This window comes from Pseudoalteromonas sp. Z1A2 (assembly GCF_011378755.1).
In the GTDB taxonomy this organism is placed as follows: domain Bacteria; phylum Pseudomonadota; class Gammaproteobacteria; order Enterobacterales; family Alteromonadaceae; genus Pseudoalteromonas; species Pseudoalteromonas distincta.
Map to the genome: position 1 here is coordinate 1 of NZ_WTKX01000002.1, position 11,625 is coordinate 11,625.

Sequence of the window (11,625 nt, forward strand, 5' to 3'; positions counted from 1 at the left end):
GGAAAGGATGGCTTAAGTTACAAGCCATCCTGGAAGGCTACGATTTAGCAAAATCTCTTGAGTCAGACTTGTGATCAAGAGACAGCTTTTTAAGCGCCTTTTTTAATGCCTATTGAATAAGTCACTCCGTTTATAAATTACTTAAACTTTTTTACATACCTAAGCGTTATAAAGTTAATAATGGCAAGTAAAATTGCTATTTCGTAGCGGCTGTACGCTACGGCTATACCAATTAAACCCATATTCCAAATACTTGCTGCGGTTGCTGTGCCGGAGGTTGATTTGTTATTTTTCAAAATTGCGCCACCGCCAATAAAACCAATACCAGTAATGATGCCTTGCAACATTTTTGATTGAGCTTCTGCGCCATCTAAAACCGACATAGCAATTAATGCATACCCACACGATGCAACAGCAACAAGAGGAAAGGTACGAAGGCCTGCGCCATCATTACTACGCTCTCTGTCGTAAGCCATGGGTAGTGCAAGTAGGTATGCAATACCTAAGTGTATTAAGTTATCGATGATTTCATTCCACTGTAAATCAATTTCCATGATCTTGCCTTTTTAGTTAATCTTAATAACTAGCTAGCAATCTGTAAGCCATTTATTTAATATTTTAAATTCAGTAATTTAGGTTTGCCTTTATTTTTATTTTGCCTGGCTTGGTAATAGTTACACTACTATTTTACTATTTTACTATTTTACTATTTTACCAAGTAGTTAGTTTGATATCGCTTTTGAATATCCATATTCTTTTACTTATATTAAAGGTAATTATGTACATCACTTGCCTTTTAAAAAACAATAAATACAGTCACTAAACTTGAAAAAACCGTGTGACTACTGTGCGTTAGCAAACTCTGATGATTCTGTCGTTTTGGTTATACGCCAATTAAGCGGCGCAAATAAAACATATACTTGGAGTTTATACGCCTGGTCGTTTGCGTTGGGATTGTATGCTTGCGTATTATTAGTTCAAAATAACGAGCCTTTAAATCACAGCGTTGCGATTGTAGGTGCATTCCCTTTTTTGATTATATATTTACTGCAATTAATTGGTTTTGTTAAGGAGTTTATAAAAAAGGAAGTGGATGAGTAATGTGCTTTGTTTAACACCGTTAAAATTTGAAATTTAAAATTTGATTTTATTTTACAAGGTCAGCATGCTCTAAATAAGCTTATGGGTAGAGCCACAGCAAGCAGGGTAATAAAAGGCGAGTGAATACTGATGCAAGTAAGGACGTTTTTTTAATAGTTTAAAATAATGTGTAGAGGGTTCTCTACACATTATTACTACAAACAATAATATTGTTATGCAGACAAATACTGATGATGAAATACCAAGTGCTGATCAATAAAGCTACTGATAAAAAAGTAACTATGATCGTACCCGGTTTGCATTTCTAGGGTCAGTGGGTAGTCTTTTTGTTTTGCAACAGCCACTAAATTTTGTGGTTTTAATTGCTCGTCTAAAAAGTTATCGGCATCGCCTTGGCTCACTAACATTGGCAAGTAGTTACTTTGCTCAGCTTTAGCCATTAATTTGCAGCTGTCGTATTGTGCCCATGTTGTTTTATCGGCTCCTAAATAACCCGTAAACGCTTTAACGCCCCATGGGCAATTAATAGGGTTTACTATAGGGCTAAACGCCGAGGCACTAACATAATCCTGTGGGTTTTTAAGGGCGATCATCAACGCACCATGGCCGCCCATTGAATGACCACTAATTGCTTTTGTGCTAGTCACTGGAAAGTGCAGCTCTATAAGCGCGGGTAATTCATTCACTACGTAGTCGTACATATTAAAGTGAGTGTTGTAAGGGGCTTGTGTCGCGTTAACATAAAACCCAGCGCCTTGAGCAAAATCGTAGCTGTTTTCGTTAGGAACATTATCCCCACGAGGGCTAGTGTCGGGTGCCACAATAGCAATACCTAGCTCTGCTGCTTTTTTAAATGCACCGGCTTTTTGCATAAAATTTTCGTCGGTACAGGTTAAACCTGATAGCCAATAAAGTACCGGTACTTTGTTTGTTTCACTTGCACCTGGTGGTAAAAACACCGCAAAGCGCATAGTGCAATGTGTACTTGTTGCAGGGTGAGTATATTGCTTATGCCAACCACCAGCTACTTTTGTACTTGAGATATTCTCTAACATAATAATCCTTAAAAGCCGCAAACCTTTAGGTTTTACGGCTTTTTATTAAGTCGTTTACTAAGTGCTTATTAGTAATGAATTACTGTACGAATACTTTTACCTTCGTGCATTAAATCAAACGCTTCGTTAATTTGTTCAAGGCTCATTGTATGAGTAATAAAGTCGTTTAACGCAAATTCACCCGCCATGTAGCGCTCAACTATTTCAGGTAGTTGCGAGCGACCTTTAACGCCACCAAATGCACTACCACGCCATACACGCCCAGTTACCAGTTGGAACGGACGGGTTGATATTTCTTGGCCTGCACCGGCTACACCAATAATTACCGACTCACCCCAACCTTTATGACAACACTCAAGCGCAGAGCGCATTACATCAACATTACCAATACATTCAAACGAGTAGTCAACGCCACCATCAGTCATTTCAACAATCACTTCTTGAACAGGCTTGTCGAAATCTTTTGGATTAATTAAATCAGTTGCACCAAGTTTTGTCGCTAAATCGAATTTAGTGGTGTTAATATCAACACCAATAATACGTCCAGCGCCTGCCATTTTTGCACCAATAATGGCAGATAAACCAATACCACCAAGGCCAAAAATTGCTACTGTGTCGCCAGGTTTTACGTTTGCAGTGTTTGTTACTGCGCCCATACCTGTTGTTACACCACAGCCTAGTAAACAAATCTCTTCTAAAGAGGCTTCTTTATTTACTTTAGCGAGTGAAATTTCTGGAAGCACTGTGTACTCAGAAAACGTTGAGCAACCCATGTAGTGGTAAATTGGTTGGCCGTCTTTAAAAAAGCGTGTTGTGCCGTCTGGCATAAGGCCTTTACCTTGAGTTTCGCGCACAGCAGAACATAGGTTAGTTTTACCTGAAGTACACATTTTACAAACGCCACATTCAGCAGTGTATAGAGGAATAACATGATCCCCAACTTCAACACTGGTTACGCCTTCGCCAATTGCGTATACAACGCCTGCACCTTCATGGCCTAAAATAGCAGGGAAAATACCTTCAGGATCATCACCTGATAAAGTAAATGCATCGGTATGACATACACCAGTAGCGGTAATTTTTACCATTACTTCGCCTTTTTTAGGCATCATCACATCAACTTCTTCAACGCTAAGTGGTTGATTAGGACCCCAAGCAATAGCTGCTTTTGATTTAATAAATTCTGACATGTGTTTATCCTTTGTAGTGGTTAGATAATAATTGTAGACCCAATTTGCTTGGGTAATGTAGCTATTGTATTTGTTTCTCAAACAATGATAATCTCAATTTTATTAAAACACTTTTACAGCATGGTAATAATGACGCGTTGGAATGGAATAGATGAGTTTATAGCTGTAGGGGAGGAGGGCAGCTTTACTGCGGCTGCAAAAACGCTTGGACTTTCGGTTGCGCATATTAGCCGCCATGTTACAGCGCTTGAGCAACGTTTAAATACCCAGCTTTTAACCCGTACAACCCGTAAAGTGGTTTTAACCAAAGAAGGCGAAGTGTACTTACATCAAATAAAGCACTTACAACACGCTATGGACGAGGCAACTCAAGGTCTTGCTCAGCAACAAAGTACACCAAAGGGTAAAATTAAGCTCACAGCCCCTGTTATGTATGGGGAAACGTTCATTATGCCCATAGTGCATAATTTTATGAAGGATCATCCCGAGGTAGAAGTTGTTGCCACACTAAGTAACGAGCAAGAAAACTTATTAGAGGGCGGATTTGATTTAGCCATAAGGCTAGGGCACTTAAAAGATTCGAGCTTAAAAGCGCGTAGGTTAAGTGCGCGGCGTTTTATTATGTGCGCGGCACCACAGTATTTAACGCGATTTGGTGAGCCGCATACTTTAGGCGAGCTAAACAGCCATGAATGTTTAATTGGGAATAGTAGCTACTGGCGCGTAAACGAAAATGGGCGCGATAAACACTTTAAAATAGCGGGGCGGCTACAGTGTAATAGTGGTTGGGCGCTGGTGGATGGCGCAAAAAAGGGGCTCGGTATTGTACAGCTCCCAGACTACTACATTGAAAACGAAATTAACTCAGGGCAATTGGTGCCTATTTTAACACCCTATCAACCACAGCTAGAAGGGGTATGGGGCGTATATCCACCAAGGCAGTTTGTGGCCACTAATGTACGGGTATTGCTCGATTATTTAGTTAAAGGGCTGAAAACTTAACCGCGAATTAATGGTTAAACATGTATTGCTGTAAATATAGCCAAGTATCAGATTTATAAATTATTTCTTACATTTTACGCCATACCCAAAGGCACTTTTTTCGTGCTACTATTGCTCAATACTTTTATGATAAGTGTTAAAAATAATATGTTTCAACCGGTTAGCTTATTTATAGGGCTTAGATATAGTCGCTCCTCTAAAGGAAACGCGTTTATATCGTTTATTTCGTTTTTTTCTATTGCCGGTATCGCTATTGGTTTAATGGCATTATTCACGGTAAGCAGTGTAATGAACGGGTTTGAAAATAGCCTAAAAACCAATATGCTTGGACTTATTCCGCATGTTGAAGTTAGCGCAGGTAAAAACACTGCCACCCAAATGGGCAACCTTAAAACCGATCTCGAACAATCTCCTTATGTTGATCATGTAAGCTTATATCGCCACGGCGAAGCTATTTTGCAAACAAATAAAGACTTGCACGGCGTTTTACTACAAGGCCTTTATAACGATAGTGGTTCTTTGTATAAAATTACCGATAAAATAGTGCAAGGCGATTGGAAAACTGTATTAAACAAAAATTACAACATTGCTATAAGCCGTTATTTGAGTCGTAAATTAGGCGTTAGCGTGGGTGATAAGCTTCGCGTTATTATGCCTAATGCTTCAACATATACACCTCTTGGGCGAGTACCCAGCCAGCGTTTATTTAAAGTAGCCGCAATATACGAAACCGGATCTGAGATAGATATGGCACTTGCGTTTACGAGTGGCGCTTCGCTACAACGGGTATTAAAGCTGGATAAAAACACCGCCCCAAATTTAAGTGTTTCATTGCACGAACCTTTCGAACTAGATGAATTTATTGAAGCAAGCCAACGTATTTTAAAAGATCACAATAACAGTGATTGGCGCAGTACCCAAGGTACTCTATTTGCAGCCGTTGCTATGGAAAAGCGCATTATGTCTATGTTGCTTGCCCTCATTGTATTGGTGGCTGTATTTAATATTGTATCGGCATTAACCATGATGGTAAGCGAAAAACAAGGTGAAGTAGCCATACTACAAACGTTAGGTTTAACACCTTCGCAAGTGCAAAAAGTGTTTATGGTGCAAGGCTTATATAACGGCGTAATTGGTACCGCAATAGGCGCATTTTTAGGTGTAATATTTAGTTTATATATAAATGAGCTACTTGCATTAGTGGGCTTAAACTTACTGGCGGGTATAGAGCTTCCGGTAAAATTTGATATTTTGAGTTTAGTAATAATAGCGTTTGCCAGTATTGCTATGAGCTTTTTAGCTACCTTATATCCTGCGCGTAAAGCCGCAAAAGTAAAACCAGCAGAGGTATTACGTTATGAATGATTTAGTGATTAGTTGTGAAAATTTAAGTAAGGTTTATCAAGACGGCAGCAACCAAGTTGAAGTATTAAAAGGCGTTGATTTAGCGCTTCAGCAAGGTGAAATGCTCGCTATTGTCGGGAGTTCTGGCTCTGGTAAAAGTACGCTTTTACACATACTTGGCACATTAGATACCGCAAGCTCAGGTAGCGCTAAAATTAAAAACCAAGAAGTTGCAAAACTTTCGCGAACAGAGCAAGCCGCATTTAGAAACCAAAATTTGGGCTTTATCTATCAATTTCATCATTTATTAATGGAGTTTAGCGCAGTTGAAAACGTAGCTATGCCATTATTAATTAAAGGCTTGAGTGCAAAAGAAGCCAAAGCTCAAGCGCTCGATATGCTCGAAAAAGTAGGCCTTGCACATCGCAGTTCGCATAAACCGTCTGCGCTTTCTGGTGGAGAGCGCCAACGCGTGGCTATTGCCCGTGCACTGGTTACAAAACCTGCGCTTGTGCTTGCTGATGAACCAACCGGTAATTTAGATAAACAAAATGCGATTAAAATTTACGATTTAATTAATGAGCTTAACCAAAGCTTAAACACCAGTTTTGTGGTAGTTACACACGATTTAGAACTTGCCGATAAGCTGGGCAAAATAGCTTATTTAGACGATGGAAAACTAGCTATTAAAGAGTCGCAGCATGTTGCTTAGTGCATTTTTAAGTAAACGTTTTAGAGCCTATTCAGGCCACAAAGATGAAAAAAACGGCTTTGTTAGTTTTATCGCTAAAGCGTCGACTATTGGTATTTTATTAGGTGTCGCGGTTTTAATTGTGGCGCTGTCGGTAATTAATGGTTTTGAGCAGCAACTAGTACATAGATTACTAAGTGTTGTGCCACAGGTTGAATATGTAGCACCAAGTAGACCCATCGCGAATTGGTCGCAAAAAATTGAGGATTTACAAACACAACCGCATGTAACAGGGGCTGCGCCATTTATTGCAGTGAATGGGATGGCGCAATATAAAAGCCAGCTAAAAGCGATAGAAATCCGAGGTGTTGAGCCATCGCTCGAGAGTAATGTATCGGCGGTAAATCAGTTTACCAGTGGTAAATTAGTCAGCCAGCTAGGCCTTGACGATGTAATTTTAGGTAAACAAATAGTAAAACAGTTAGACGCCAAAGTAGGCGATAACATTACATTACTTATTCCGCAAATTAGTCAAAAAGGTCAATCATTATTAGCGCCTGAACGCGTAACACTTAACCTTGCAGGTGTTATAGAAATGGGCGGCCCCATTGATAGTACCGCTGCATTTATACATCTTAACAAAGCACAGCAAACATTGGGTTACGATGAAACCCAAGTAACAGGGCTGCGTTTAAGTGTTGATGATGTGTTTTCGGCGCACCAAATAGCGCTAAAAGTAGGGCAAACTATTGACGACTACGTGTATGTTTCTAGTTGGTTTAGAACCCAAGGTAGCCTTTATCAAGATATTCAAATGGTGCGTACCATTGTTTATATTGTGGTGTTTTTAATTATAGCGGTAGCCAGTTTTAATATTGTCTCCTCCTTGGTGATGGAGGTACGCGAAAAACAAGGCAATATCGCAATTTTAAAAACCATGGGCGCGAAAGACAGTACTATTTTAGCCACCTTTGTAATGCAGGGCTTAATGCAAGCATTTGTAGGCGTGGCACTAGGAACACTAATTGGTGTGGTATTAGCGCTTAATATAAGTGAGCTTTTTACGTGGATAAGCCAATTATTTGGAGCCAATCCACTTGAGGGCGTTTATTTTATAGAGTTTTTACCAAGTAAATTAGTACTTGAAGACATTGGTATTACAGTGATTGTTACGTTTGTGCTTGCGATACTTGCTACCATTTATCCTGCATGGCAAGCAACGCGCGTAGATCCTGCCAAGGTGCTTGGTAACTAGGTATAAGAAGCTCAGATAAAAATTAATAGGGTGGTATTAGTAAACCTGTTAAACTAGGTGCTTATTTAAAATTAAGCAATAACTGCTTGGTTGCTATACCTCACTTTGGGATTTACTTTGACTAATAACGATATTTTACGCCGCATTCGCTACACTTTTAACTTAACTGATACTGCTATGGTCAATGTTTTTGCATCAGCAGAGCATACGGTCACCAAAGAGCAAGTAATTGCATGGTTAACTAAAGAAGGTGAAGAGGCTTTTACCCCAATAAGTGATACTGAGTTTGCTAGCTTTTTAAATGGGTTTATTAATACCCAACGTGGCAAACGCGAAGGTGATCAACCAGAGCCTGAGAAAAAGCTAAACAACAATATTATCTTTATGAAGCTACGTATTGCTTTAAATATGAAAGCAGAAGATGTTATAGCAACACTTGCACTTGTTGATTTTGATTTAAGTAAACATGAGTTAAGCGCATTTTCTCGAAAAGTAGATAACAAACATTACCGTGTTTGTAACGATCAAATATTACGTTTGTTTTTAACTGGCGTACAAAAGCAGCACCGTCCAGAAGAGTCTGCTGAGTAACTGGCTTTAGCTAATTAGCTTTTATTTAGTGGGTTTTTGCGAGCGCAATGCAGTATAAAACCCATTAATTGTTATATTTTTAAACAAACCCATACCTAACCTAATACTTCTAAAACTCCCTTTTGAAAATATAAAAATTCGCTTGGCACTGTTCCGCTTTTAAATCTGTGAATTTAAATTCACCTTTAATAAATAAAAATCAAACTTTCAATCAAAAATAATTCACGTAGCTCGCGTTAAACATCTCAATTTTTCATGCTAAGGTAATAGTTAATTATATTAAATTAAGACCTTAAAGCATGAATCATAAACTTGATTACGTTTACTTTAACATCTGATAAATACTTTTATTATTAACACGGAAGAATAATTATGAATTATATCCATAGCACAATCGCACAATTAAAAACTAGTAGTCCTGCACAATGCGAGTTTTATCAAGCTGTTGAAGAAGTACTTGAATCACTCGAACCTATCTTGGAAAACTCAGAAAAATACAAAAAAAATGCCATTATACAACGCTTAGTTGAGCCCGAACGCCAAATTATGTTTAGAGTTCCTTGGGTTGATGACGAAGGCAATATTCAGGTAAATAAAGGCTACAGAATTGAGTTTAACTCTGCACTTGGGCCCTATAAAGGTGGCTTACGTTTTCACCCAAGTGTGAATGCCAGCATAATTAAATTTTTAGGGTTTGAGCAAATATTTAAAAATGCTTTAACAGGTTTACCGATCGGTGGTGGTAAAGGCGGGGCAAACTTTGATCCAAAAGGGCGCTCAGATGCTGAAATAATGCGCTTTTGCCAATCATTTATGAGTGAGCTCTATCGCCATATTGGCCCTACAACCGACGTACCCGCTGGAGACATTGGAGTCGGGGCTAGAGAAATAGGTTACTTGTTTGGTCAATATAAGCGTTTGACTGGGCGCTATGAAGGTGTTTTAACAGGTAAAAGCTTATTGTGGGGTGGATCGCTTGTACGAAAAGAAGCCACGGGATACGGCGCTGTTTATTTTGCTGACTATATGCTGCAAGCGCGCGGCGATAGCCTGCAAGGTAAGCGCTGCTTGGTTTCGGGCGCAGGTAATGTTGCTATTTATGCCATTGAAAAGCTTTATCAAATGGGGGCAACACCAGTAAGTTGCAGCGACTCTCGTGGCACTGTGTATCATGAATCGGGTATAGATTTAAATCTTATTAAATGTTTGAAAGAGCAATCGCGTGATTGCTTGAGCGTATATAAACAAACTCACCCCGATGCTATTTATATTTCTGTAAATGACTACCCTAAAGATGGGCACGCTGTTTGGCGCTTTAATGCTGCCGCTGCTTTTCCGTGCGCCACACAAAATGAATTAACACAGGCGGATGCAAGCGCATTATTATCCGGCGGTTGTTTATTAGTAAGTGAAGGCGCAAACATGCCTTCAACAAAAGAGGCTATTGATTGCTTTATTGCTGCAAAAATTGCGTATGGACCAGGTAAAGCGGCCAATGCCGGCGGCGTTGCAACAAGCCAATTAGAAATGGCACAAAATGCGAGTATGCAAAGTTGGACCTTTGAAGAAGTTGACGAAAAGCTAAAACAAATTATGAAAAATATATTTGTTACCGCCAACGATACCGCTACAGAATTTGGTGAGCCTGGAAATCTTTTATTAGGCGCTAACATTGCAGGCTTTAGGCGCGTCGCCGATGCAATGATTGAGCAGGGCGTCGTTTAATATTAAAGCTGAACAATAAGGCTTTACTATAATGTGATTTTAAAACTAGCCATAAAATTGAGTATATTATGGTTAGTTTTAAATATTAACGCCATTAGTGAACTATAACCCTATAAAGCTGAGCCATAACAGCGTAGGATCAAGTTACTTTCGAATGAAAATTAGGTTTGCACTTTAGGTGCATTAACATATAAAAATTATGCAACTAACTGCAAAACCATCACTTCCTAATGCGTTACTTATTTCTATTAGCACACCACAATTTAAAGGTGACGAAGCAACAGAGTCGCTCGCAGAGCTTGCGCGTTTGGTGACTACGTTAGGATTTAAAGTAGTAGGTACGCAATCGCAAAAGCAAAGCTCAACTCAAAAAGTTAATGTACTGGGCTCAGGAAAACTAGCTGAAATAGCACACCTTACCGGCAATAAAGGGATGGTTGAAAACGAGCAAGAAGATAATTTACTTGATGAAGACCCTTTAACCGAAATATCCTCAGAAATTCCATCAAACGATTTAGATTTTGCATGTGCCGATGTAGTGGTATTTGACTGCGATTTAACGCCTTCTCAACTGCGTAATGTTGAGAACCAGCTGGGTGTAGAAGTATTTGATCGCACCGGTATTATCATTGAAATATTTAGTCGTCATGCGCGTACTAAAACTGCAAAATTACAAGTTGAAATTGCTCGCCTTAATTATGTCGCGCCACGGCTGCGTGAAACATCAACAGGTGATAAAGAACGTCAAATGGGTAAAGGTGCGGGCGAAACCACACTTGAGCTTAATCGCCGTAAGGTGCGCGATCAGTTAGCAGAATTAAAGCGCGAACTTGTTAGTGTTCAAGATGTAATGATGGACAGACGTACGCAGCGCTCTGAGCTATTCTCAGTGGCTTTAATTGGTTATACCAATGCGGGCAAGTCATCAATGATGCGCGCAATTACAGGTAGTGATGTAGAAGGCGAAAACAAACTCTTTGCAACGCTAGATACCACTGTTCGCGCGCTGTATCCAATTACGCAGCCACGTATATTGGTTTCAGATACGGTTGGTTTTATTAAAAAATTACCTCATGATTTGGTTGCTTCATTTCATTCAACGCTCGCTGAGGCACATGATGCGTCGTTATTGTTGTATGTTGTAGATGCTTCAGATCCTTCTTTTCGCTCACAGCTTGAAGTAGTACATAAAGTACTGGCAGAAGTTGGGGTAGAAGGTAGCAAAAAATTATTAGTACTGAATAAGTCAGACCAATTAAGTACTGAGCAGCAGCAGTCGCTAATGGATGAGTTTCCTGATGCGATGATGACCTCTACGCGTAATCCAGATGATATTAGTAAACTGCACAAATACATTATTGGCATTGCTCAAGAGGACATGATTGAAGAAGAGATTGTTATACCGTACACAGCCAAAGGTGTTGTGGGCGAAATCCGATCGAGTATGAGTGTTGTTAAAGAAGAATATGAATACAGCTATATTAAATTAACAGTGCGCTCGAGTGCGATTGATTTAGAACGTTTAAAAAAGAGAATGTTGAATTTATAATAAATTCAGTACATAAAAAGCACAGCCAATTGGCTGTGCTTTTTAGTATTAGTCCTAACATACGTAAATTTAACGCTGCTAGCTCTGAACATAGCTCTGAGATAAATTCCCTATCCAGAGCC

11 protein-coding genes are annotated in these 11,625 nt (G+C 39.4%); 8 read left to right on the plus strand and 3 right to left on the minus strand.

What is annotated here, in order from left to right; translation table 11 throughout:
- Positions 1-137: 137 nt before the first annotated feature.
- Positions 138-554, minus strand: coding sequence for an MgtC/SapB family protein (locus tag GQR47_RS01430; protein WP_024590122.1), 417 nt, complete (start codon positions 552-554; stop codon positions 138-140).
- A gap of 271 nt (positions 555-825) precedes the next feature.
- On the opposite strand from GQR47_RS01430, the gene GQR47_RS01435 reads away from it, so the two are divergent.
- On the plus strand, positions 826-1,101 hold the full coding sequence (locus GQR47_RS01435; protein ID WP_206015944.1) for a BCCT family transporter: 276 nt from the start codon (positions 826-828) through the stop codon (positions 1,099-1,101).
- 212 nt (positions 1,102-1,313) lie between these two features.
- On the opposite strand, the gene fghA is transcribed toward GQR47_RS01435, so the two are convergent.
- Together fghA and GQR47_RS01445 are read right to left on the minus strand one after the other, a co-directional pair.
- Entirely contained in the window at positions 1,314-2,156 is an 843-nt protein-coding gene (gene fghA, locus GQR47_RS01440; protein ID WP_165723405.1) for an S-formylglutathione hydrolase, read from the minus strand.
- Positions 2,157-2,224: 68 nt separating this feature from the next.
- A complete protein-coding gene (locus GQR47_RS01445) occupies positions 2,225-3,346 on the minus strand; it encodes an S-(hydroxymethyl)glutathione dehydrogenase/class III alcohol dehydrogenase (protein ID WP_165723406.1) in 1,122 nt (373 codons plus the stop codon).
- 129 nt (positions 3,347-3,475) lie between these two features.
- Here GQR47_RS01445 and GQR47_RS01450 point away from each other — a divergent pair, with 129 nt between their 5' ends.
- The 7 genes from GQR47_RS01450 (at position 3,476) to hflX (ending at position 11,503) form a co-directional block, all read left to right on the plus strand.
- Positions 3,476-4,348: a LysR family transcriptional regulator gene (locus tag GQR47_RS01450; protein ID WP_206015946.1), complete on the plus strand. Its 873-nt coding sequence runs from the start codon at positions 3,476-3,478 to the stop codon at positions 4,346-4,348.
- Positions 4,349-4,495: 147 nt separating this feature from the next.
- Entirely contained in the window at positions 4,496-5,713 is a 1,218-nt protein-coding gene (locus GQR47_RS01455) for a lipoprotein-releasing ABC transporter permease subunit (protein WP_165723408.1), read from the plus strand.
- A complete protein-coding gene (gene lolD, locus GQR47_RS01460; RefSeq protein ID WP_007375330.1) occupies positions 5,706-6,404 on the plus strand; it encodes a lipoprotein-releasing ABC transporter ATP-binding protein LolD in 699 nt (232 codons plus the stop codon). The genes GQR47_RS01455 and lolD overlap by 8 nt, the downstream gene beginning before the upstream one ends.
- Positions 6,394-7,638, plus strand: coding sequence for a lipoprotein-releasing ABC transporter permease subunit (locus GQR47_RS01465; protein WP_165723409.1), 1,245 nt, complete (start codon positions 6,394-6,396; stop codon positions 7,636-7,638). Before lolD ends, GQR47_RS01465 begins: the two co-directional genes overlap by 11 nt.
- 117 nt (positions 7,639-7,755) lie before the next feature.
- Entirely contained in the window at positions 7,756-8,229 is a 474-nt protein-coding gene (locus GQR47_RS01470; RefSeq protein ID WP_024606248.1) for a DUF1456 family protein, read from the plus strand.
- A 372-nt stretch (positions 8,230-8,601) separates the two neighbouring features.
- Entirely contained in the window at positions 8,602-9,954 is a 1,353-nt protein-coding gene (gdhA, locus tag GQR47_RS01475) for an NADP-specific glutamate dehydrogenase (protein ID WP_024606249.1), read from the plus strand.
- 199 nt (positions 9,955-10,153) lie between these two features.
- Complete coding sequence (gene hflX, locus GQR47_RS01480) at positions 10,154-11,503, plus strand: GTPase HflX (RefSeq protein ID WP_165723410.1); 1,350 nt, start codon at positions 10,154-10,156, stop codon at positions 11,501-11,503.
- Positions 11,504-11,625: the final 122 nt, after the last annotated feature.

Excerpts from the sequence above, each read along its gene's own strand:
- gdhA (WP_024606249.1), top strand. The coding sequence starts at position 8,602 with ATGAATTATATCCATAGCACAATCGCACAATTAAAAACTAGTAGTCCT.
- GQR47_RS01430 (WP_024590122.1), bottom strand. The coding sequence starts at position 554 with ATGGAAATTGATTTACAGTGGAATGAAATCATCGATAACTTAATACAC.
- GQR47_RS01450 (WP_206015946.1), top strand. The coding sequence starts at position 3,476 with ATGACGCGTTGGAATGGAATAGATGAGTTTATAGCTGTAGGGGAGGAG.
- hflX (WP_165723410.1), top strand. The coding sequence starts at position 10,154 with ATGCAACTAACTGCAAAACCATCACTTCCTAATGCGTTACTTATTTCT.
- GQR47_RS01455 (WP_165723408.1), top strand. The coding sequence starts at position 4,496 with ATGTTTCAACCGGTTAGCTTATTTATAGGGCTTAGATATAGTCGCTCC.
- GQR47_RS01465 (WP_165723409.1), top strand. The coding sequence starts at position 6,394 with ATGTTGCTTAGTGCATTTTTAAGTAAACGTTTTAGAGCCTATTCAGGC.
- fghA (WP_165723405.1), bottom strand. The coding sequence starts at position 2,156 with ATGTTAGAGAATATCTCAAGTACAAAAGTAGCTGGTGGTTGGCATAAG.
- GQR47_RS01445 (WP_165723406.1), bottom strand. The coding sequence starts at position 3,346 with ATGTCAGAATTTATTAAATCAAAAGCAGCTATTGCTTGGGGTCCTAAT.
- lolD (WP_007375330.1), top strand. The coding sequence starts at position 5,706 with ATGAATGATTTAGTGATTAGTTGTGAAAATTTAAGTAAGGTTTATCAA.